The organism is Vibrio sp. B4-6 (assembly GCF_963888245.1).
GTDB lineage: Bacteria > Pseudomonadota > Gammaproteobacteria > Enterobacterales > Vibrionaceae > Vibrio > Vibrio anguillarum.
The window spans coordinates 41,489-62,757 of the sequence record NZ_CAWPIM010000068.1; the positions used below are offsets into that span (position 1 = coordinate 41,489).

At 46.4% G+C, this 21,269-nt stretch carries 21 protein-coding genes; 12 read left to right on the forward strand and 9 right to left on the reverse strand.

Annotation, left to right across the window (positions count from 1 at the left end; translation table 11 throughout):
- Positions 1 to 91 precede the first annotated feature (91 nt).
- Positions 92 to 286: an MbtH family protein gene (locus AACV20_RS16380; RefSeq protein ID WP_013857274.1), complete on the reverse strand. Its 195-nt coding sequence runs from the start codon at positions 284 to 286 to the stop codon at positions 92 to 94.
- 21 nt (positions 287 to 307) lie between these two features.
- A complete protein-coding gene (vabH, locus tag AACV20_RS16385; RefSeq protein WP_047690679.1) occupies positions 308 to 1,648 on the reverse strand; it encodes a vanchrobactin esterase VabH in 1,341 nt (446 codons plus the stop codon).
- A 164-nt stretch (positions 1,649 to 1,812) separates the two neighbouring features.
- On the opposite strand from vabH, the gene fvtA reads away from it, so the two are divergent.
- The 10 genes from fvtA to gloA all read left to right on the forward strand — a co-directional run bounded on the left by fvtA (position 1,813) and on the right by gloA (position 12,034).
- On the forward strand, positions 1,813 to 3,894 hold the full coding sequence (gene fvtA / locus AACV20_RS16390) for a TonB-dependent siderophore vanchrobactin receptor FvtA (RefSeq protein WP_013857277.1): 2,082 nt from the start codon (positions 1,813 to 1,815) through the stop codon (positions 3,892 to 3,894).
- Between the two features lie 139 nt (positions 3,895 to 4,033).
- Complete coding sequence (locus tag AACV20_RS16395) at positions 4,034 to 4,741, forward strand: 4'-phosphopantetheinyl transferase family protein (RefSeq protein WP_170894808.1); 708 nt, start codon at positions 4,034 to 4,036, stop codon at positions 4,739 to 4,741.
- Between the two features lie 157 nt (positions 4,742 to 4,898).
- The gene (gene rsxA, locus AACV20_RS16400) at positions 4,899 to 5,480 is read left to right on the forward strand and encodes an electron transport complex subunit RsxA (RefSeq protein WP_010318463.1); all 582 of its coding nucleotides are present in this window, start codon (positions 4,899 to 4,901) and stop codon (positions 5,478 to 5,480) included.
- Position 5,481: 1 nt separating this feature from the next.
- Positions 5,482 to 6,069, forward strand: a complete 588-nt coding sequence (gene rsxB / locus AACV20_RS16405) for an electron transport complex subunit RsxB (RefSeq protein WP_013857280.1) — start codon at positions 5,482 to 5,484, stop codon at positions 6,067 to 6,069.
- Between the two features lie 8 nt (positions 6,070 to 6,077).
- Positions 6,078 to 8,408: an electron transport complex subunit RsxC gene (gene rsxC / locus AACV20_RS16410; protein WP_170907649.1), complete on the forward strand. Its 2,331-nt coding sequence runs from the start codon at positions 6,078 to 6,080 to the stop codon at positions 8,406 to 8,408.
- Positions 8,408 to 9,454 (forward strand): electron transport complex subunit RsxD, encoded by a 1,047-nt coding sequence (gene rsxD / locus AACV20_RS16415; protein WP_170894810.1) that lies wholly within the window; start codon positions 8,408 to 8,410, stop codon positions 9,452 to 9,454. The genes rsxC and rsxD overlap by 1 nt, the downstream gene beginning before the upstream one ends.
- An 8-nt stretch (positions 9,455 to 9,462) precedes the next feature.
- Positions 9,463 to 10,101 carry an electron transport complex subunit RsxG gene (gene rsxG / locus AACV20_RS16420; protein WP_170894811.1) on the forward strand — a complete coding sequence of 213 codons (639 nt, stop codon included), beginning with the start codon at positions 9,463 to 9,465 and terminating at the stop codon, positions 10,099 to 10,101.
- Positions 10,094 to 10,786 (forward strand): electron transport complex subunit E, encoded by a 693-nt coding sequence (locus AACV20_RS16425; protein WP_010318468.1) that lies wholly within the window; start codon positions 10,094 to 10,096, stop codon positions 10,784 to 10,786. Before rsxG ends, AACV20_RS16425 begins: the two co-directional genes overlap by 8 nt.
- A 27-nt stretch (positions 10,787 to 10,813) precedes the next feature.
- Positions 10,814 to 11,449 carry an endonuclease III gene (gene nth / locus AACV20_RS16430; RefSeq protein WP_010318469.1) on the forward strand — a complete coding sequence of 212 codons (636 nt, stop codon included), beginning with the start codon at positions 10,814 to 10,816 and terminating at the stop codon, positions 11,447 to 11,449.
- Positions 11,450 to 11,617: 168 nt separating this feature from the next.
- Positions 11,618 to 12,034 carry a lactoylglutathione lyase gene (gloA, locus tag AACV20_RS16435; RefSeq protein WP_013857285.1) on the forward strand — a complete coding sequence of 139 codons (417 nt, stop codon included), beginning with the start codon at positions 11,618 to 11,620 and terminating at the stop codon, positions 12,032 to 12,034.
- Between the two features lie 107 nt (positions 12,035 to 12,141).
- On the opposite strand, the gene motY is transcribed toward gloA, so the two are convergent.
- Entirely contained in the window at positions 12,142 to 13,023 is an 882-nt protein-coding gene (gene motY, locus AACV20_RS16440) for a flagellar protein MotY (RefSeq protein ID WP_013857286.1), read from the reverse strand.
- Between the two features lie 202 nt (positions 13,024 to 13,225).
- On the opposite strand from motY, the gene rnt reads away from it, so the two are divergent.
- Together rnt and AACV20_RS16450 are read left to right on the forward strand one after the other, a co-directional pair.
- Complete coding sequence (gene rnt / locus AACV20_RS16445; RefSeq protein ID WP_010318472.1) at positions 13,226 to 13,885, forward strand: ribonuclease T; 660 nt, start codon at positions 13,226 to 13,228, stop codon at positions 13,883 to 13,885.
- Between the two features lie 21 nt (positions 13,886 to 13,906).
- A complete protein-coding gene (locus AACV20_RS16450; RefSeq protein WP_170907650.1) occupies positions 13,907 to 15,232 on the forward strand; it encodes a Na+/H+ antiporter family protein in 1,326 nt (441 codons plus the stop codon).
- Between the two features lie 82 nt (positions 15,233 to 15,314).
- Here the strand turns inward: AACV20_RS16450 and purF are convergent, their stop codons facing one another.
- From purF to truA, 6 genes are all read right to left on the reverse strand, one after another.
- On the reverse strand, positions 15,315 to 16,829 hold the full coding sequence (gene purF, locus AACV20_RS16455; RefSeq protein WP_013857289.1) for an amidophosphoribosyltransferase: 1,515 nt from the start codon (positions 16,827 to 16,829) through the stop codon (positions 15,315 to 15,317).
- 33 nt (positions 16,830 to 16,862) lie between these two features.
- A complete protein-coding gene (locus tag AACV20_RS16460) occupies positions 16,863 to 17,354 on the reverse strand; it encodes a CvpA family protein (RefSeq protein WP_170907651.1) in 492 nt (163 codons plus the stop codon).
- Between the two features lie 61 nt (positions 17,355 to 17,415).
- The gene (locus tag AACV20_RS16465; protein ID WP_013857291.1) at positions 17,416 to 17,961 is read right to left on the reverse strand and encodes an SPOR domain-containing protein; all 546 of its coding nucleotides are present in this window, start codon (positions 17,959 to 17,961) and stop codon (positions 17,416 to 17,418) included.
- On the reverse strand, positions 17,962 to 19,227 hold the full coding sequence (folC, locus tag AACV20_RS16470) for a bifunctional tetrahydrofolate synthase/dihydrofolate synthase (RefSeq protein ID WP_170907652.1): 1,266 nt from the start codon (positions 19,225 to 19,227) through the stop codon (positions 17,962 to 17,964).
- A gap of 44 nt (positions 19,228 to 19,271) precedes the next feature.
- Complete coding sequence (gene accD, locus AACV20_RS16475; RefSeq protein ID WP_017043471.1) at positions 19,272 to 20,198, reverse strand: acetyl-CoA carboxylase, carboxyltransferase subunit beta; 927 nt, start codon at positions 20,196 to 20,198, stop codon at positions 19,272 to 19,274.
- A gap of 175 nt (positions 20,199 to 20,373) precedes the next feature.
- Positions 20,374 to 21,168: a tRNA pseudouridine(38-40) synthase TruA gene (gene truA / locus AACV20_RS16480; protein ID WP_026027499.1), complete on the reverse strand. Its 795-nt coding sequence runs from the start codon at positions 21,166 to 21,168 to the stop codon at positions 20,374 to 20,376.
- Positions 21,169 to 21,269: the final 101 nt, after the last annotated feature.

The following is a 21,269-nucleotide window of genomic DNA, read 5'->3' on the forward strand; positions in this document are numbered from 1 at the left end:
CAAAAGTCATTGCCTATGTCCCTTTTTGTTACCCCGCTTAACAAGCATGAATGAACAGCGCCGCTATTGCAGGAGTCAAAACTCGTTTGGTTTAAGCTCGAATATCTAACCACTGAGCTTCGATGTAGTTGCAACACTCTTGTTTTGACCTCGGTCCAAGGATGGCTTGCCAACCAGCGGGAATGGCTTTGAATTCTGGCCATAAACTGTATTGATTATGCGAATTGATCAGCACTAAAAATTGATGCTTAGATTCATCAAAAGGGTTGGTGTATTTTTCTGACATATTTCTCTCTACCGATGAAAATTAAAGATAAGGTTCTAAAACATATGACAAGCCATCGATGATCCCGCCGCGCCAACAGAGTCGATCATGACCGCCGTCAAACAGACGAAATTGAATCCGATGCTGTTGTGAAGCCAACTGTTGGTATAGATCTCGACTTAAATCGATCATGATGTCTTCGCCGCTACCCACTTCGAGGAAAAGCGCAAGACGTGAATTGGCACCTAAACCTTGATGTACCTCTTGGCTCATTTTGCTTAACCGCGAGTCGCTTTCCGGTGGACAATATTCACTGGGGGGTTTAACGATCGAGAAATCGGGCCACCAAAATGAACCCGATTGACAAACCACAGAACCGAATCGCTGCGGCCAGTGTAATACTGCGTACATTGCCGCTAAGCCTCCTAAACTCTGGCCTACGATCACCGTTTGGTCTGCATCGCGGGTTACTCTGACGCGCTCGTTAATCGAGGGGAGTAACTCCTCCATCACGGCTTGCCAAAACAGCGGATTACAACTGAGATCATCACTGCGTTGTTGAGCACTAATTTCATCAATCAGCACATAGAGCGCCGCTGGAAGCTTTCCACTGTGGGTCGCCTGTGAAAGAGCCTCATAAACCGGCATCGATTGAGACCAAAAACGGCCATCCAGCATCAACACCAAGGGTAACGGCTCAGAGGTGGGTCTTTGCGCGGTCGAATAAAGCCAAATCTCACGCGATGTACCGAGCAAAGTGCTGCTCCAAGTAAAGGTCGAATCAGCACTTTTGAAGCACTGACCTTGCGCTGAATCGAAACCGAGCCACTCTGTTTGCGTAAGCGCTTTAGGCATATGACAAGGTGTTTTCGCGCCCCCCCACTCGCATTTTGACAAATCATTTTGAGCCAGTGGATCAGCGCAACTCAGTGGAAAAATGGAGCGTAGCCATTGCCGATGTTGGTGGCGCATTGCATCGTATGAACCTTGGTAACTCGGCTGCACTAACGCTTCTGGGACAGGAATAAAAGAGTACCCTCCTCGCCAACTCTGTTTGACGCTATCGATATAAAACCACACATCGGTATTATCGATATGAGTAAACTTCGCCATCGAAAAACTGTGATGATCGGTGACACCATTAATATCAACGTAGATCGCTTGATTTGCGGCTACACTCGGCTTCGGCTCACGCCATAAAAAAAGAACCTTTGCACATTCGCCATTTATTTCAATCACATAAGGCATGCCGATCGATTGCACATGTGCCCACCAAGGCTCGTCACCAATAGAGCCGCCCTCTTGAATAAAACGGGCCAACACCCCATTGAGCTCAGCCCTCTCTTGTGAGCTCTCCTGATTAACAATCATTACTAAAACCACCCCATATCAAGCCTAGTATTTTTGAAACATAGAAACTAAGTAGCATAAAACTGCATTGATGATATTGCAAATAATAACAATTATCATTAACATTACAACCAGCAACAGTTGATTCGATAATGGTTGCAGCAACATCATTTTTTCTATTAAGGAACTTTTAGGTCATGAAGCCCATGGATATGAATAACGGTAATGGTAAGGCAGTCAGAAATATCAATAAGACTCAACTCGCCACACTGATTGGCATCCTCTGCGTGAGTACTAGCGCAAATGTTGTCGCGGAACAGCTCGAAAAAAAAGAGCCACAGAAAAAGCAGGATACTGTGGTTGTGGTAGGTGAGAAATTGGGAGGAACACTGGCCGAAAACACCAGTTCGCTCACCCTATTCACCGATGAAGTGGATGATGGTGAAAGCCGAGATTACTACGATCTGCTCGACCGCGTACCAAACGTACTCAATGCACCTTCGGGCATTCCACACATTCGTGGGGTCGATGGACGTGGCCCTGGCGAAGGTTTTCTGACCTTCATGACAGGCGCAACACCGCGCGTCAATACCACGGTAGACGGCGTGTCTGAATCTTGGTCTGGAGAAGCGTTTGGTAAAGCTGGACTGTGGGATACAGAACAAGTGGAAGTCTATAAAGGGCCGCAATCCACCAACCAAGGCCGCAATAGTATTGCTGGTGCAGTTGTGATCAAAACTAAGGATCCAACGTTCCACCGTGAGGGTAAAGTTCGCGCTGGTTATGAAAATGAAGACAGTAAATATCATCTCGCAGGGGTCGTGTCGGCACCTCTGGTTGAAGATACTTTAGCGTTTCGTCTTGCCGCCGAAGGTACCAAAGGCAATACCCCTATCGATTACTCTCTGCCTAACGGCGATCAGTACCCTTGGGATCCTTCCGAGCTCGAATCCTATAATGTCCGTGGTAAATTATTGTGGAAACCTCAAGGAAATGACAAGCTAACAGCCAAGCTAACGGTTGGTAGCCGTAATGAAGAGGGGCAATACACCAACTTCGTTACCAAGCCGGGCACACTTGAACTGCATAGCAAAAGTGGCACGCGTCGCCAAGAAACCAAAAGCTGGAATATCAACCTAGACGTCAATTATGTGATTAATGATGAACTGACAACGGATATTTTAGTCGCCCATCGTAACTACACCACCAAGTTCAAAGCTTATCCTGATACTAATTGGTATGGTGATGTGGATGAAGATAACTACACTGCAGAAGCAAAGCTTACATATCAATCACTTGATGAAAAGTACAATGCGATTCTAGGCCTAGCCAGCTTCTTCAAAGATCAATACACCGAAACAGATTCATTAAAACGTAAAGATGAAGTTTTAACCAACTCAATCTACTTTGACTCAAGAATTCGTTTGGATAATCGTTGGCAGCTATTATTAGGTGCACGTTATGAAAGAGATGAACTGAAGCGAGATTTCGATCACGCTACCCTACCACTCGATTTTAAAGCCGATGAAGATGACGGCATCCTATTGCCTAAGATTGGTCTATTACTTGATGTCTCAGATCACTCCACCCTCGGTCTTACGGCCCGTAAAGGCTACAATGCCGGTGGATTAGGCTATAACGAGTACAAAGAAGAAGTTTTTGTTTTTGAACAAGAAAAAGTCTGGAGCTACGAGCTAAGTTCTCGTTCAAGCTTCCTGGATGACAAGCTGGATCTGACCGCTAACCTGTTCTACAACGACTACAAAAATTATCAAACTTCGGTCTCAGGTGACAGCGGAAAACGCTTCGACACCTATATCACCAATATACCGAAAGGGAAAACTTACGGTACGGAAGTTGAAGCCTCTTACTGGTTTGATTCTGGGCTCGACCTGTTTGCGTTTGTCGGTCTTCTTAAAACGGACATCAGCGAAGGACCAACCGGTACTTCTACCAATCTCTCAGGCAATGAGTTCAGTTACGCTCCTAAACTGTCTGCAGGTGCGGGCTTTACTCAACACTTAGATTCCGGTCTATTTTTTGGTGCTCGTGTTAACCACGTTTCCGATTACTATACCGATTTAGCCAACACAGAGAGTAAAACGGCTGGCGATTACACCGTGTTCAATCTGAATGCAGGTTACACTCTCAACGATTTGACTATTCGCGCTTACGTGAAAAACGTCACTGATGAAGAGTACGTGATTCGCCAGAAAAGTGATCTCTACGAAGTCGGCGGTCCACGCACCTTTGGCATAGTCGCTGATTACCAGTTCTAGTTAGTCACTCTGACTCACTCTCCTAGACATCAACACTTTGTTTTTGACTGGGGGAGTGATTTTTCACTCAATCTGAGATAAACGTCACCACGCAGGCGACGCATCGAACAAGTTCACTCACTCGATAGGTAAAATAGGCATGCTCATCATTCCAAACTGGCCATCTTTCATCCAATACCACCAGCTTGAAGTGAAGTACCTGCCTGAATACAAAAATAAACTTGAAGAGCAAGGGATCTCCCTGCCCTCTTCTTTAAACCAAGCCGTGCTAAAGCGCCATTGTGAATTTTTAGCTGGCAGGATGTGTGCAAAACACTGCCTAACCAAACTGGATCAATCACAGTCGCTAACGTTGGAGATTGGCAAGGGGAATCAAGCGGTTTGGCCGCAAAATATCGTAGGCTCAATATCCCATTGCCATGGCTACGCTATCGCAGCCGCCACTCACCAGACTAAAGCGTGTGCCGCTCTTGGTATTGATATTGAACAACTCATACGAGATGAATGGCTCAGTGATATTCGCCAGCAAGTAATGACACCCGCAGAGCACATTTTTGCTCATCACTTTGCCCAATTAGCGAGCTTTATTACGTTGATTTTTTCCGCGAAGGAATCGATTTATAAAGCCATTTATCCATGGGTTGAACAGGTTCTTGATTTTCACGTGGTAGAACTGATCCATGTTGACAAACACGCCAAACGACTCATTTTTCAGATTCACACTGATCTTCATCCTTTTTTAAACCCGTCATGCACAATCAGCGTTGGTTACCACTGGCCTGACAGTGAGTATGTACTGACTTGGTGTTATTTAAGTCAAGCCCATTTTTCGACACATAAAAAATAGCCGGCTGACACTGCTTTATAACGCCCCATATCAACCTAATACTGGCGTAGCAGCGTACAAAATTCCGTCAAAGGTATAAAACCTTATCTTTCCTTGGTTGTTATTCGCTTGGCAAAGCACGATAATCACCAGATCGGAACTTAAGACTTATATAACTATGACCGAATATTTTTTGTTATTAATCGGCACTGTGCTGGTCAATAACTTTGTACTGGTAAAGTTTCTAGGGCTATGTCCTTTCATGGGCGTATCAAAAAAACTAGAAACCGCAATAGGGATGGGGTTAGCGACGACTTTCGTGCTAACTCTAGCGTCAGTGTGTGCGTATTTAGTAGAAAGCTATGTTCTTAAACCATTAGGTATTGAGTACTTACGCACCATGAGCTTTATTTTAGTGATCGCCGTGGTGGTGCAGTTCACCGAAATGGTGGTACACAAAACCAGCCCAACGTTATATCGCCTGCTCGGGATTTTCCTTCCTCTTATCACCACCAACTGTGCGGTACTTGGGGTTGCGCTTCTCAACATCAACGAAAATCATAACTTCATTCAATCCATTATTTATGGTTTTGGTGCCGCGGTTGGGTTCTCATTGGTATTGATTCTGTTTGCTTCCATGCGCGAACGCATCGGCGTAGCCGACGTACCAACGCCCTTCAAAGGCGCATCAATTGCTATGATAACCGCAGGTCTTATGTCACTCGCCTTCATGGGTTTTACAGGATTGGTGAAGTTGTAATATGAGCACAATACTCATCGCTATTCTTGCACTTGTCGCATTGGCCGCTGTGTTTGGCGCTATCTTAGGTTTTGCCTCTATCCGCTTTAAAGTAGAAGCCGATCCTATCGTCGATCAGATTGATGCGATTTTACCGCAGACACAATGCGGTCAATGTGGCTATCCGGGCTGTCGCCCTTATGCACAAGCCATTGCCAATGGCGATAAAATCAATAAATGCCCGCCCGGCGGCCAAGCAACCATTGAAAAATTGGCTGACTTAATGGGCGTTGAAGCTGAAGAGTCTGCGCATGATCTTGATAATAAGGTCAAAACCGTTGCCTTCATTCATGAAGATATGTGCATCGGTTGTACAAAATGCATTCAAGCTTGTCCCGTAGATGCCATTGTTGGTGGAACTAAGGCTCTGCATACCGTGATCAAGTCAGAATGTACTGGCTGTGATCTGTGTGTTGCTCCCTGCCCAACGGACTGTATTGAAATGATCCCGGTAGAAACTACGACCGATACTTGGAAGTGGCAAATGAACGCGATTCCTGTTGTTGATGTTACCGACTCTGCCTCACGTGCGCAGAAAAGCGTGAATTAAGGATTGGTATGTTGTCATTAATAGAACAAATCAAAGCTGGCACTCTCTGGAACTTCCCAGGAGGCATTCACCCGCCAGAAAATAAACAGCAATCAAATCAAACGGCACTGACTCATGCCGGTATACCGCAAGAAATTGTATTGCCACTCAAACAGCATATTGGCCGAGCCGGTGATTTATTGGTCAGCGTTGGCGATAAAGTACTCAAAGGCCAACCACTAACACAATACACCTCAACCTTCATGTTGCCTGTACACGCTTCAACCTCTGGCACCATTACCGCCATTGAACCGCGCACTACGGCGCACCCTTCTGGGTTAAGTGAAATGTGTATTGTCATCACGCCTGATCAACAAGATGAGTGGGCAGTGCGCGCACCACTGGCTGATTATCGACAACACTCCCCAGAGCAATTGATTGAAATCATTCGTCAAGCTGGCATCTCTGGGTTGGGCGGCGCCGGTTTTCCTACTGCAAAAAAAATGCAATCAGGCCTCGCTCGCACTGATATTTTGATCATCAACGCCGCCGAATGTGAACCTTACATCACGGCCGATGATGTACTCATGCAGCACCATGCCGCAGAGATCATCGATGGGATCAGTATTGTAGAGCACATTCTTAAGCCCAAATTAACCATCATCGGTATTGAAGATAACAAACCAGAAGCAATTCAAGCGTTAGAAGCCGCCGCAATACATAAAGACATCGTGATCCGCGTGATCCCAACCAAATACCCTTCAGGTGGTGAAAAGCAGTTAATTAAATTGCTGACCAACCAAGAAGTGCCTGCGGGTAAAATTCCAGCCGATATTGGCTTGATGGTACAAAATGTTGGCTCTATCTACGCGATTAAACGCGCCGTCATGGATGGCGAACCCCTGATTAACCGCGTAGTCACCTTAACGGGCAATACGTTTAAACAGCCCCGGAATGTCTGGGTTTTATTAGGCACACCCGTACAATATTTACTCGAACAATTTGGCTATAAGGCAGATAAAAAATTACCGCGTCTTATCATGGGCGGCCCGATGATGGGGTTCACCCTGCCTCATTCGCAAGTTCCGATCACCAAAACCACCAACTGCATTCTGGCACCCACTCGTAAAGAGATTGCCTCTTCACAACATGAAATGGCCTGCATTCGCTGTGGTCAGTGCGCGGAAGCCTGCCCGGCCTCCTTATTGCCTCAGCAACTGTTCTGGCACGCGAAAGCGGAAGAATATGATAAGTGTGAAGAACTGAACCTCAAAGATTGCATTGAGTGCGGGGCTTGTGCTTATGTTTGCCCCAGTGAAATTCCATTGGTGCAATACTATCGTCAAGCCAAGGCCGAGATAAAAACTCGCCAGCAAGAATCAGAAGCCGCTGAACGTGCCAGAGTACGTTTCGAAGAGAAAAAAGCACGTTTAAAACGCGATAAAGCCGATCGCGAGAATCGCTTCAAAAAAGCAGCCGATGAACGTCGTCAAGAGATGAAACACACAGGCGGCGACGATGCGATTGCAGCGGCCATTGCTCGCGTTCAAGCGCAAAAAGCACAAACAGAAAACAACCCAAGCACCGTAAAACCCGCCGTTGCTGCGGCTATTGCTCGCGCTAAAGCCAAGCAAGCCGAAGCACTGCAAGCAGGTCAAGTCGAGCCTGATAACGCTGAAATGGTTAAATTGCGCGAAGAGCGCAAACGTCAAGCTCGCGAGAAAAAAGCGCAGCAAACCAGTGCTGATGCGCCACCAGCAGAAACTGGTGATGATAAAAAAGCGGCAGTCGCGGCTGCCATTGCCCGAGAGAAAGCACGCAAGGCAGAGCAGCAAACGGCGCCGAGTGAACCCCAGCCAACGCTTGAACCTGCACCAACTCAACCTGAGGATGCCAAAAAAGCGGCAGTCGCTGCCGCCATTGCTCGCGCAAAAGCGCGCAAAGCAGAGCAACAAACGGCGCAGAGTGAACCCCAGCCAATGCTTGAACCTGTGCCTGCTCAACCTGAGGATGCCAAAAAAGCGGCAGTCGCTGCCGCCATTGCTCGCGCCAAAGCGCGCAAAGCAGAGCAGCAAATGGCGCAGAGTGAACCTCAGCCAATGCTTGAACCTGCGCCTACTCAACCTGAGGATGCCAAAAAAGCGGCAGTCGCTGCTGCCATTGCTCGCGCAAAAGCACGCAAAGCAGAGCAGCAAACGGCGCAGAGTGAACCTCAGCCAACGCTTGAACCTGTGCCTGCTCAACCTGAGGATGCCAAAAAAGCGGCAGTCGCTGCCGCCATTGCTCGCGCAAAAGCGCGCAAAGCAGAGCAGCAAACGGCACAAGCGAAAAACAATCATAATTCTGAGGAGAATAATTAGTGGCCTTTTTTATTGCCAGCTCCCCCCATGCACACAGCAAACGCAACACATCAGAGCTGATGAAGTGGGTCGCCTTGTGCGCCTTACCGGGGCTTATCGCGCAAAGCTACTTCTTTGGTTGGGGTACTCTCATTCAACTGATGCTCGCTATCATCATCGCTTTGGCTTTTGAATCTGCCGTTATGCTACTGCGTAAGCGCTCACCACTGTTGGCAATCAAAGATTACAGCGCCGTGGTCACCGCTTGGCTTCTGGCCATTGCCATTCCTCCGATGTCCCCTTGGTGGGTTATCTTTATTGGCCTTATTTTTGCCATCATTATTGCAAAACACTTATACGGCGGACTAGGACAAAACCCATTCAACCCCGCCATGATTGCTTATGTGGTTTTGCTTATCTCTTTCCCTGTGCAGATGACCAGTTGGATTGCTCCAACGGAATTAGCCCCGGATCCAATCTCGTTTAGTGATGCATTTTCACTTATTTTCAGTGGCTTCAACGTAGAAGGTTTATCACTACAACAAATCCGAACGGGTATCGATGGTGTCACTATGGCCACTCCATTGGACGCCGTAAAAACCGGATTACATAATGGTGAGACTCTGCATGAAGCGATGAGCCACCCTCAATTTAGTGGGCTAGCTGGGCTTGGCTGGGAATGGGTTAACCTTGCCTATTTAGCTGGCGGCTTATTATTGATCAAACTACGTGTGATCAACTGGCATATCCCGATTGCGGTGCTGTGTGGTTTAGTAATGGCAAGTGCTTTCACTGCGCTTATTGAACCGGGAGCAACCGCCTCACCCTTGTTTCATTTGCTCTCGGGCGCGACTATGCTCGGCGCTTTTTTCATCGCAACCGATCCAGTCACCGCTTCCACAACCGTCAAAGGTCGCTTAATTTACGGCGCATTTATTGGCATGATGATTTTCATTATCCGCAGTTGGGGAGGCTTCCCTGACGGGGTAGCATTCGCTGTATTACTTGCCAACATGTGTGTTCCACTGATTGATTACTACACTAAACCTCGAACCTACGGGCATTAAGGAGCGCTATGTTAACCGCCATTCGCAATAACGGTTTGATTCTCGCTATCTTTGCCTGTGCTTCAACAGGTGTTGTAGCGTTAACCCAATACCTAACAAAAGATCAAATAACCAAGCAAGAGCAGGTTCAACTGCAATCGATTTTAAACCAAGTGATCCCGCACAGTTTGCACGACAACGAACTGTACAAATCCTGTACACTGGTGACTGATCCTGCACTTGGTACAGACCAACCTATGCACGCTTATATTGCCACACAAAACGGTGAACCGAGTGGACTGGCTATTGAAGCCATCGCACCTGATGGCTATAACGGCGCGATCAAGGTAATTATTGGCATCAAGCACGATGGCACCATCACAGGGACTCGCGTTCTGTCTCATCAAGAAACACCGGGGTTAGGTGACAAAATAGATTTACGCGTCACTGATTGGATATTGAGCTTTACTGGCAAGCAAGTCACTGAGCAAAATATCGAGACTTGGAAAGTGCGCAAAGATGGGGGACAATTTGATCAGTTTACTGGAGCGACGATTACGCCGCGAGCCGTCGTCAAAGCGGTGAAAAATACCGCTCAGTTTGTGAATCAACATCGAGAAGCACTGTTAGCACAACCTTTTGACTGTAAAGGAGCCAGCAATGAGTGATCATAAGACACTGATTAAAAACGGGATGTGGAGCAACAACCCTGCGCTCGTTCAACAACTTGGACTGTGCCCTTTACTAGCGGTTTCTTCCACTGTCACGAATGCGCTAGGTTTAGGCGTTGCGACATTGCTGGTTCTCGTCTGTTCAAATGTCACCATCTCATTAGTACGAGATTATGTCCCCAAAGAAGTTCGTATCCCTGTGTTTGTGATGATCATCGCCGCACTAGTAACTTGCGTACAACTGTTAATGAATGCCTACGCTTACGGCCTGTACCTATCGCTAGGGATCTTCATTCCTCTGATTGTGACCAACTGTATCATCATCGGTCGCGCCGAAGCATTTGCCTCAAAAAATGCAGTGTTGCCTTCAGCACAAGATGGATTTTGGATGGGCATGGGAATGACCACTATTCTGGTCATTTTGGGCGCACTGCGTGAAGTAATTGGCAATGGCACACTGTTTGATGGTGCTGATTTATTACTGGGTCATTGGGCAACCATTTTACGCATTGAGGTCTTCCATTTTGACAACAGCTTCTTGCTTGCGCTCTTGCCGCCTGGAGCGTTTATTGGTGTTGGCTTTTTGATTGCAGCTAAAAATATCATCGATAAAAATCTGGCTGCTCGCCAACCTAAAGAACAAAAGCCCGTCATAGAACGAGCACGCGTCACTAACGCTTAACGAAATCATAAGGAAGTTTTCCAAACGATGAATAATGTCAAACGAGTCGAGATCCTCGAACGTTTACGGGCCAATAACCCGAAGCCAGAAACCGAGCTTAAATGGAGCACACCGTTTGAGTTACTGATCTCAGTACTGCTTTCTGCTCAAGCGACTGACGTCAGCGTTAATAAGGCCACTGACAAACTTTACCCTATTGCTAATACGCCACAAGCCATCTTTGAGCTTGGCGTTGATGGGCTAAAGCAATACATCAAAACCATTGGTTTATTCAATTCCAAAGCAGAAAACGTTATCAAAACTTGCCGCATCTTATTGGATCAATACGCAGGAGAAGTACCTGAGAGCCGTGAAGCATTAGAATCGCTGCCCGGCGTTGGCAGAAAAACGGCCAATGTGGTATTGAACACCGCTTTCGGGTGGCCAACCATCGCCGTTGACACGCATATTTTCCGAGTTTCAAATAGAACCAAGTTTGCGGTGGGTAAAAACGTTGATGAAGTGGAACAAAAGCTGCTCAAAGTCGTCCCTAAAGAATTCAAAGTTGATGTTCATCACTGGTTGATCTTACATGGTCGCTACACCTGTGTCGCAAGAAAGCCGCGTTGTGGCAGTTGTATCATTGAAGATCTTTGCGAATTCTCTGATAAAACTGACCTATAAAATTTAACCAGATCCCCAAAAGACTCAACTCTGCAAGTAGGCAGTAAGTAAACGAATTCCTTTGAACATAGATAAACTCTGTGATTGGAGTGGGTGAACGTAAGCCAACATCATCGCCACAGTGGTCGGGTGGGGATAGATATTTCATCAGAAAGTTAGGAGCTCAACATGTCAAATAGTCGTATTTTGCACACCATGCTACGCGTAGGCGATTTAGAAAAATCGATCGCGTTTTACACCAAGGTCATGGGTATGCAACTGCTTCGTACTAATGAAAATACAGAATACAAATACACATTGGCATTTCTGGGTTATGGCGATGAATCTCAGGGTGCGGTGATCGAACTGACCTATAACTGGGGCACCACAAGCTATGACCTAGGTAATGCTTTTGGCCACATCGCCATTGGTGTTGAAGATGTGTATACCACCTGTGACGCGATTAAAGCGGCTGGAGGTAATGTGACCCGTGAAGCTGGCCCAGTAAAAGGGGGCACCACGCATATCGCTTTTGTGAAAGATCCTGATGGTTACATGATTGAACTTATCCAAAACAAACAAGCATCAGCAGGTTTAGAAGGATAAGTCTCTTTGCGGCATCGGCTAGTTATATAAACTAGATGCGTACGGTTTCCCGGATAACATCACAAAAAGCAGCCTTTGAAATGGGCTGCTTTTTTACTCTAACGTTATTAGATAATTGTTCGACCCAGTGAAATAACCACGCGACGGTTTTTATCTTTGCCAATTGGTGATGCATTGTCGGCAATCGGCCTGCGTTTACCATAGCCTTGCACTTGGATACGATCCTCAGGTAACCCCAGTGATTTAAAGTAATCTCTTAATACCTCAGCCCTACGCTCAGAAAGATCCTGACTCACTCCTCGACTATCAACAGAGTCGGTATAGGTAGAAACCAACACCAAATCAATATCTTGGTTATAGCGAATATAGTCGGCAATTTGCGCAAGCCGTTTTTGCGAAGCTTTATTGAGTTGTACATTATCGCGGTCGTAATGCAGAATCGTAAATGAGATATCTTCAAAACTGTACGTCAGCAAATTGCTCACACAATCGCTAAACACGTTGTACTTCTCTTGAAAAAGAACCGACGAGAGAGCCACTTCAATGCGCTGATCTCGGCTTTGCCAATCTTGGTAGCTAAAGGTTGGATAGCGTCCTTTTTCCAATTCACTGAGTAGGCTCCAAGCGGTTTGACCACCGATGTAACCATCGAACTGTTTGAAGAATTGCAAATTGGTAATGCGGTCTGCACTCTCACCCGGACGCCAACTCGGTGGTAATGACACTAAACTTACGTTGCGAGTTTCACCCATTGGACGACGCATTTTGAGTTCGAAATCGAGGTTAATCTTCTTATTCGCACGTGAAGAGAATTCAGCGTCACCGTAATTGGGGATCGGATGGACCAAACGGCACTCTAAAGGGGTATTCGTCACCATCTGCCACGTAGACTGCTGTGGTGTTGCCACATAACGTTTATCCATCGCCATAGGGGCAAAGGATGTCAGTATGCTGGTCATCACAATAGTGGCAGTAACCCATTTATTCATAACGATTTTATTCTCCGAGCGATACTAAAACGATGGCGGAAAATTGCCGCTTCGCTTTCTATTGACTAAGTTAATGCAAAAATCTAGCCACATCACCGCACTATCCAACGCATAGTGAAACCTGCATTTATTAACGTGTTTGGTTTTTATCGTAGAAAGAATCTGTAATAATGCCAGCCCTGTCACACAACCAAGAGCTAGCATGACTGAAGTAAATGAAGCATTGACACTGAAAAAGCGTTTCCGCGGTTATTTTCCCGTCGTCATCGACGTCGAAACAGCCGGTTTCAATGCAAAGACCGATGCACTATTAGAAATCTGCGCGATTACGTTGCGTATGGATGAACAAGGTGATCTGCACCCAGCATCGACGATTCACTTTCATGTTGAGCCTTTTGAAGGTGCCAACCTTGAAAAAGAGGCGCTTGAGTTTAATGGCATTCGTGACCCATTTAGCCCATTACGCGGTGCCGTCAGCGAAGCCGAAGCACTCAGAGAAATTTATAAGCTAGTCCGAAAAGAGCAACGCGACAATGACTGTAGCCGCGCGATCATGGTGGCGCACAATGCTACCTTTGACTTGAATTTCGTGATGGCAGCCAGTGAACGCTGCAAGCTAAAACGAGTCCCTTTCCACCCTTTTGCGACTTTTGATACCGCTGCGCTAAGTGGTTTAGCCTATGGCCAAACCGTTTTGGCCAAAGCGTGCAAATCCGCTGGGATGGAATTTGACAATAGAGAAGCGCATTCAGCGCTATACGATACGCAAAAAACAGCCGAACTTTTTTGCGGTATCGTCAACAAATGGAAGGCCCTTGGCGGATGGCCACTTGTTGAACCTTCAGAAAACAATAACAAGTAAACACAACTAACCGAGAAATATATGAATCCTGTAGTAATTTCTGTATGCATCATGCTGCTTCTTGCGCTGATGCGGGTCAATGTCGTCGTCGCACTGACATTTAGTGCGATCGTCGGTGGTTTAGTTGCAGGGATGAGTTTAAATGACGCTGTTTCTGCATTTGAAAGTGGCTTAGGTGGTGGTGCAACCATCGCACTAAGTTATGCGATGCTAGGCACCTTTGCCGTCGCGATTTCTAAATCTGGTATTACTGACTTACTGGCGCAAAGCGTGATTAAGCGTATCCATGGCAAAGAGCATGGTGCGGCCACCACAGGTTTGAAGTATGCGGTTCTGGTCGCGCTGGTTCTAGTTACCATGTCATCGCAAAATATCATTCCTGTCCATATCGCCTTTATTCCGATTTTAATTCCACCGCTATTGGGCGTCTTTGCCAAGCTGAAGCTTGACCGCAGGCTGATTGCTTGCGTGCTCACTTTTGGCCTTATCACGCCCTATATGGTCTTGCCTGTCGGCTTTGGTGGGATTTTCCTCAATAACATCTTACTCAAGAATTTACGCGATAATGGCCTTGAAAACGTAACGGCAAGCCAAGTGCCGATTGCCATGCTGCTACCCGCCGCTGGGATGATTTTTGGCTTACTGGTCGCCATTTTCTTTACCTATCGTAAACCTCGCCAGTATCAAGAGACGGAACATACTGTCATTAATACCGAACCAAAAGCGATCAACAAAAAGCATATTTTGATTGCCGCGCTCGGTATTATCACGGCACTTACCGTGCAACTGTCCACAGGTTCAATGATCATCGGCGCACTGGCTGGTTTTATGGTCTTCACTTTTGGTGGTGTGATTGCGTGGAAAGAGACGCACGATGTGTTCACCAAAGGTGTACATATGATGGCAATGATTGGCTTTATTATGATTTCAGCGGCCGGATTTGCCGCCGTAATGAAAGCTACTGGTGGCGTTGAGTCGCTCGTCGAAGCCTTATCAGTAAGCATTGGCGACAACAAAGCGTTATCGGCTTTATTAATGCTGATCGTCGGTTTGTTGGTCACTATGGGCATTGGTTCATCCTTCTCAACGATTCCAATCATCGCAACCATTTACGTGCCCCTTGCCCTCGCCTTTGGCTTTTCGCCTATGGCGACCATTGCGCTAGTGGGTACCGCTGCTGCGTTGGGCGATGCTGGCTCTCCAGCGTCAGATTCCACCTTAGGGCCAACGTCAGGCCTAAATGCGGATGGCCAACACGAACATATTTGGGAAACGGTGGTTCCAACCTTCATCCATTATAATATTCCACTGATTGTGTTTGGCTGGATTGCGGCAATGATCCTTTAGTCAAACCCTGTTAACGAGCACAAAAAAGGCTTCCTAAATGGAAGCCTTTTTCTTTGCAGCCTATTTGGAGAGATGCGCTCGATTACGCGCCTTCGTTATGAATCTCTAGGTTGGCGAGATCTTGCTGGATTTCTCGAACCGTTTTTGCATCGTCGCTGCGCATCGATTCAAGAAAATCAAGATACTGCTGATCAATATCGCCCGTGACGTATTCGCCGTTAAATACCGACGCTTCAAATTTTGCAATATCGCGGTTACCCATGCCGACGGCATCCACTAAATCTTCCAGATTTTGGAAAATCAGAGCATCGGCACCAATTCGCTGCGCAATTTCATCGGCATCTCGGCCATGAGCAATCAACTCGTTAGCACTTGGCATATCAATGCCATAGACGTTAGGGAAACGGATCTCAGGCGCGGCTGACACCATGTACACCTTGTTTGCACCAGAATCACGAGCCATCTCAATAATTTGCTCTGACGTAGTTCCACGCACTATCGAGTCATCCACTAGCAACACGTTTTTGCCCTTAAATTCAGAACGAATCGCATTGAGTTTACGTCGCACTGACTTTTTACGCTGTTGCTGGCCCGGCATAATAAATGTGCGGCCAACGTAGCGGTTTTTAACAAAACCTTGGCGATATGGAATATCAATCGCTTGTGCAATTTGCAATGCGATATCGCACGAAGTCTCAGGAATGGGGATCACGACATCAATATCTAAGTCAGCAAATTCGTTCTTGATGCGCTCACCCAACTTTTTACCCATTTCTACGCGCGCGCTGTAAACCGAAATTTTGTCGATAAACGAATCTGGGCGGGCGAAGTAGACAAATTCAAAAATGCATGGGTTAAGTGTTGGATTATCGGCACATTGTTTAGTAAATAGCTGGCCATCAAAGGTCGCATACACCGCTTCTCCGGGGGCAAGGTCACGCACAAAATCAAAGCCGACAGCATCTAGCGCCACCGACTCAGAAGCGGCCATGTATTCGGTACGGCCATCAACTTCACGTTTACCTAAGCAGATAGGACGAATACCATGCGGGTCACGAAACGCGATCATCCCATGCCCAATGATCATCGCGACAACAGCATAAGCACCGCGAATGGTGCGATGTACATTAGCGACAGCACGAAACACATCTTCTGCGGTTACATTGCCTCTGACTGTATCAATTTCATGCGCCAAGACGTTAAGCAGCACTTCGGAATCTGAAGTGGTATTGATATGGCGACGATCTTTTTCAAACAACTTCTGGCGTACTTCGTTGGCATTGGTGAGGTTGCCGTTATGAGCAAGTGTGATACCGAACGGGGAGTTAACGTAGAAAGGTTGAGCTTCTGAGGCACTCGAACTACCCGCAGTAGGATAACGCACATGCCCAATACCCACCGTTCCTTGAAGACGCTGCATGTGTTTTGCTTCAAAGACATCTTTCACTAAACCGTTCGCCTTACGCAGACGGAAACGATTGCTTTCTATGGTACAAATACCAGCGGCATCTTGGCCACGATGCTGCAATACCGTTAACGCGTCATAAATTGACTGGTTTACCAGCGTTGTACCCACGATTCCAACAATACCACACATGTCCTGATCCTCGATTTGCGACAGTAACTGGCGCTAAATCGCGCCAGAGAGAAAACTTGATGTTGCTTGTAAGTGCTCAAAGAACGGCGCAATGATACGGCTAAATTCCGGTACCAATTGCGAGCTCTTCCACCACTCTGAATTTGGAAATGCGGTAAACGCATCCATAAAAAACAAGGCAGCTGAAACAATCAACACACCACGCAATGCTCCAAAAACAATGCCCAGTACCCGATCAGTTCCTGATAGGCCCGTTTTTTGTACCAATTGAGCAATCACATAGTTAATGATCGCTCCGACAATGAGTGTTGCAACAAACAGTGCTGCGATGGCCGCGCCATTACGGAACATGTCATCTTTGATATTTGAAAAATACACCGCAAGTTTTGCGTAGTATTGGCTGGCAATAAAAAATGCACCGAACCATATCACTAATGACAACGCTTCTTTAGCTAAGCCACGGACTAAACTGATCAATGCCGATAGGCCGATCACACTTAAAATGACAATATCTAACCAATTCATGAGTTCTACATCTTAAGTTGGCGCGCATTTTAACAGAAAAAAACGCGACGCAAACGTTTTCTTATGGGTTTAGTGGTTTAAATTTGAGCAATTGACCTTTTGCACCGGTAATTTTTTCCAGTTCTAAGAGTTGACGCTCAAGCTTGGTTTTGGAAACATCTGGGCCAATAATGATCCGAGTGAAGCCATTTTCTTGCTTAGTATGAGCTTGATAACCCCGTTTTTGCAGATCTTTAACCACGGTTTTTGCGTTTTCGGCATTCTTTAATGCCATCAACTGAATGAGCCAAGCACTATCTTGGTAATCATTTCTTTCCGCTGTTTCTTTCACTTTCACAGTGAGTGGCTTGCTCTGCGTTGCTGCATCGCTCTGGTTAGTTTGTGCGATCACTTCAACAGGCGAATCGGGCAACGCGACTTGATCTTCAACGGGGTCGAGAATTTCAAACTTCTCTACGTCGCTGTCTAATTCGGGCTTAATTGGGATGCTGGCGATATCTTCTTTGTAGTGGGTCTTTTTGCCATCCAATACATCAGGTAACACTATCACCCCTATCGCCACCAATATAATTGTTCCTACCAAGCGGCTCTGAAACTTACTTGCCATTTATACTCCTTTGTTCTGCCAGTGCTCTAATACTTCACCCACAGTATGAAACGACCCAACCACGATAATGACATCATTGCTATCGGCTTGTGTCATCGCGGCTTCAAAAGCGCTGACTGGGTTAGCAAACGGTTTAACGCCAGGCTCAAGGTACTGACACAGTTCATTCGCTTGCGCGGCTCTAGGGCCACTTAATGAAGCAGGATACCAAACGTTAGCGATTGATTTCAGTTGATGAAGCGTGGCCTTCACATCTTTATCATGCAGCATGCCAATCACCACATGGACCTTTTTGTGTGCGTAACGCCGTTTGAGCTGCGCCACCAAATATTCGGCCGAATGGGGATTATGTGCAACATCAAGAATGATTTCTGGGCTATCACTGATTTTTTGCATCCGCCCAGCAAGTGTTGCGTTGCTAAGCCCATTGACGATATTGACATCACTCACAACCAAACCGGAGCAGCCGAGTGCCATTAATGCCGTAGCCGCATTAGGCAAGGGCAAGCGAGGGAGCGGTAAATCAGATAACTCAAATGGACCACTTCGCCAATTCCACGTTGTTTCAGAGGCCAGTTCATAGGAAAACTGAATACCGACTTGGTACATCTCCGCACCAATATCATCGGCATGCGCTGCAACCGTTGGTGGTGGCTTAGGCTGGCCGCAAATGGCGGGTTTACCTGCGCGATAAATCCCCGCTTTCTCATAGCCAATAACATTGATGTCATCGCCGAGCCAATCCACGTGATCAATCGCCAAGCTGGTGATCACAGAAACATCGTGATCCACGATATTGGTCGCATCAAGTCGGCCACCTAGCCCAACTTCCAATAAAATGACATCCACCGCTTGCGTTTGAAATAAACGCAGCGCCGCCAATGTACCGAACTCAAATAGGCTTAGACTGATGTCACCCCGTTGCGCTTCAACAAAAGCGAAGGCTTGCGTATGCTGTTCATCGCTGAGCTCAAGCGCATTAATACGCACGCGTTCGTTATAACGGATAAGATGAGGTGAGCTATAAACGCCCACGCGATAACCTGCATCCAATAAAATGGCTTCCATCAATGCACAGGTCGAGCCTTTGCCATTCGTTCCAGCCACGGTGATTACGGTAGGTGCAGGTTTAATAAGATTCGCTTTTTGAGCCACAGCTTGAACACGATCCAAGCCAAGGTCGATAGCGGAGGTATGAATATTCGCTAAATAATCAAGCCACATCGCAAGAGAGGATGTGGCTTGTGGGATAAGGTTTTGAGTCATCTAACGTTTATAACCATTAAGCAGTTAGTGTGTTAGTGCCTACTTTACCCTTTTTCGTGCGCTTCTGGTACAGCGTAATCAGGTTCAGTCGGTGAATCGTCAACAGAAACGACCAATGGTGAGCTGTGATTGGTCAATTTAGCGATCAATCCACCTACGCGTTGACGCATTTCACGGCGATCGACAATCATATCAATCGCACCATGCTCAATTAGGAATTCGCTGCGTTGGAAACCTTCAGGTAGATCTTCACGTACCGTTTGTTCGATAACTCGACGACCTGCAAAACCAATCAGTGCTTTAGGTTCTCCAATATTGATGTCACCAAGCATCGCTAAACTTGCAGATACGCCACCCATGGTCGGGTCCGTCATCACTGAGATATAAGGTAAGCCTTTGCTTGATAAACGTTCAAGCGCCGCACTGGTTTTTGCCATCTGCATCAATGACATTAACGCTTCTTGCATACGCGCGCCGCCACTGGCAGAAAAGCAAACCAAACCACAGTTGTTTTCTATAGCGGCATCAACAGCTCGTACGAAACGCGCACCAACTACAGACCCCATTGAACCACCCATAAAAGAAAATTCAAAAGCACAAGCAACCAAAGGCATACCCAATAGTTCGCCTTGCATCACCACAAGAGCGTCTTTCTCGCCACTGCTTTTTTGAGCAGCTGAAAGGCGTTCTTTATAACGTTTTGAGTCTTTAAATTTGAGTTTATCTTGCGGCTCTAACTCGTCACCAATCTCAACACGATTCTGTTCATCAAGAAAAGTCTCTAAGCGGCGACGTGCTTTCATGCGCATGTGATGATCACATTTAGGGCACACTTCCAAGTTACGCTCAAGCTCAGCGTGATATAACACTTGCTCACAAGAAGTACATTTAGTCCAAACCCCTTCAGGGATGGATGCTTTACGCGAAGTTACGATATTGCTTTTTTCTAAAATCTTTTCAAGCCAACTCATGGAAGACCTTTACTCTTAACTCTCTCGCGTGATTGCGAAAGATACAAATTTGGGATTTATGCGTGAGGATTAAAACATATAAAATGCTTAGTGTAGACAAAAAACTGGTTGTACCTATTTTCTGGCTGTCATTTCCACACACGTCACGACTCTGTTTTGGACACTTTACGCGTTATTAGTTCAAATTATCAGCTAAAAATAGCGGCCCAAGCGACTCTTTTGGTAAAGAAAATTCTTCTGGATAATCAACAGCAACCAAATATAATCCTTCCGCTTTGGCTGTTGCACCTGCCAGTTTTCTATCTTTGGCTTCAAGCAGCCATTTTATCCATTCGGGAGGCTGCTCACCCCGGCCGACAACGATGAGGCTACCGGTAATATTTCGCACCATATGATGGACAAAAGCATTTGCTTTAATGTCGATGACGACATAGTTGCCATGCCGAGTCACATTCAAATGCATGACGTTTCGCCAAGGACTATTCGATTGACAATGCACAGCGCGAAAAGAGGTGAAATCATTTTCGCCCAATAAAAGCTGCCCTGCTTGCTGCATTTTCTCAACGTCTAAATCGCCATGATAATGACTGACACCTGAAGATAATATGCCAGGGCGATAAGCATGATTATAAATGATGTAGCGATAACGGCGTGCTGTAGCCGAAAAGCGAGCGTGAAAATCGCTTGAAACCTCAGTTGCCCAACGAACAGCGATATCTTTTGGTAAATGAGCATTGACACCCATTGTCCAAGCTACCATTTTTCGGCAAGCCGTAGTATCAAAATGTATCACCTGCCCTGTGCCGTGAACCCCGGCATCGGTGCGCCCCGCACACAATACTTCAACCGGATGGTTCGCCACAACTGTGAGTGCTTTTTCTAATTCTTCTTGGACACTTTTAACGTCACGTTGTCGCTGCCAACCATAGTATTGAGAACCATTGTACTCAATACCTAAAGCGATTCTCATCATCTGATTCTCTTTGAAAATGGGTCGGGCAGTATAATCGCAATCAAAAAAAAATTCTAATCGACAAGTCATCTATCCCCAACAACTTTCAATGTGAAGTT

Excerpts from the sequence above, each read along its gene's own strand:
- truA (WP_026027499.1), bottom strand. The coding sequence starts at position 21,168 with ATGAGAATCGCTTTAGGTATTGAGTACAATGGTTCTCAATACTATGGT.
- AACV20_RS16460 (WP_170907651.1), bottom strand. The coding sequence starts at position 17,354 with ATGAATTGGTTAGATATTGTCATTTTAAGTGTGATCGGCCTATCGGCA.
- rsxG (WP_170894811.1), top strand. The coding sequence starts at position 9,463 with ATGTTAACCGCCATTCGCAATAACGGTTTGATTCTCGCTATCTTTGCC.
- folC (WP_170907652.1), bottom strand. The coding sequence starts at position 19,227 with ATGACTCAAAACCTTATCCCACAAGCCACATCCTCTCTTGCGATGTGG.
- AACV20_RS16395 (WP_170894808.1), top strand. The coding sequence starts at position 4,034 with ATGCTCATCATTCCAAACTGGCCATCTTTCATCCAATACCACCAGCTT.
- gloA (WP_013857285.1), top strand. The coding sequence starts at position 11,618 with ATGTCAAATAGTCGTATTTTGCACACCATGCTACGCGTAGGCGATTTA.
- rsxB (WP_013857280.1), top strand. The coding sequence starts at position 5,482 with ATGAGCACAATACTCATCGCTATTCTTGCACTTGTCGCATTGGCCGCT.
- fvtA (WP_013857277.1), top strand. The coding sequence starts at position 1,813 with ATGAAGCCCATGGATATGAATAACGGTAATGGTAAGGCAGTCAGAAAT.
- nth (WP_010318469.1), top strand. The coding sequence starts at position 10,814 with ATGAATAATGTCAAACGAGTCGAGATCCTCGAACGTTTACGGGCCAAT.
- accD (WP_017043471.1), bottom strand. The coding sequence starts at position 20,198 with ATGAGTTGGCTTGAAAAGATTTTAGAAAAAAGCAATATCGTAACTTCG.
- AACV20_RS16380 (WP_013857274.1), bottom strand. The coding sequence starts at position 286 with ATGTCAGAAAAATACACCAACCCTTTTGATGAATCTAAGCATCAATTT.
- AACV20_RS16425 (WP_010318468.1), top strand. The coding sequence starts at position 10,094 with ATGAGTGATCATAAGACACTGATTAAAAACGGGATGTGGAGCAACAAC.
- AACV20_RS16465 (WP_013857291.1), bottom strand. The coding sequence starts at position 17,961 with ATGGCAAGTAAGTTTCAGAGCCGCTTGGTAGGAACAATTATATTGGTG.
- purF (WP_013857289.1), bottom strand. The coding sequence starts at position 16,829 with ATGTGTGGTATTGTTGGAATCGTGGGTACAACGCTGGTAAACCAGTCA.
- rnt (WP_010318472.1), top strand. The coding sequence starts at position 13,226 with ATGACTGAAGTAAATGAAGCATTGACACTGAAAAAGCGTTTCCGCGGT.
- rsxC (WP_170907649.1), top strand. The coding sequence starts at position 6,078 with ATGTTGTCATTAATAGAACAAATCAAAGCTGGCACTCTCTGGAACTTC.
- AACV20_RS16450 (WP_170907650.1), top strand. The coding sequence starts at position 13,907 with ATGAATCCTGTAGTAATTTCTGTATGCATCATGCTGCTTCTTGCGCTG.
- rsxA (WP_010318463.1), top strand. The coding sequence starts at position 4,899 with ATGACCGAATATTTTTTGTTATTAATCGGCACTGTGCTGGTCAATAAC.
- motY (WP_013857286.1), bottom strand. The coding sequence starts at position 13,023 with ATGAATAAATGGGTTACTGCCACTATTGTGATGACCAGCATACTGACA.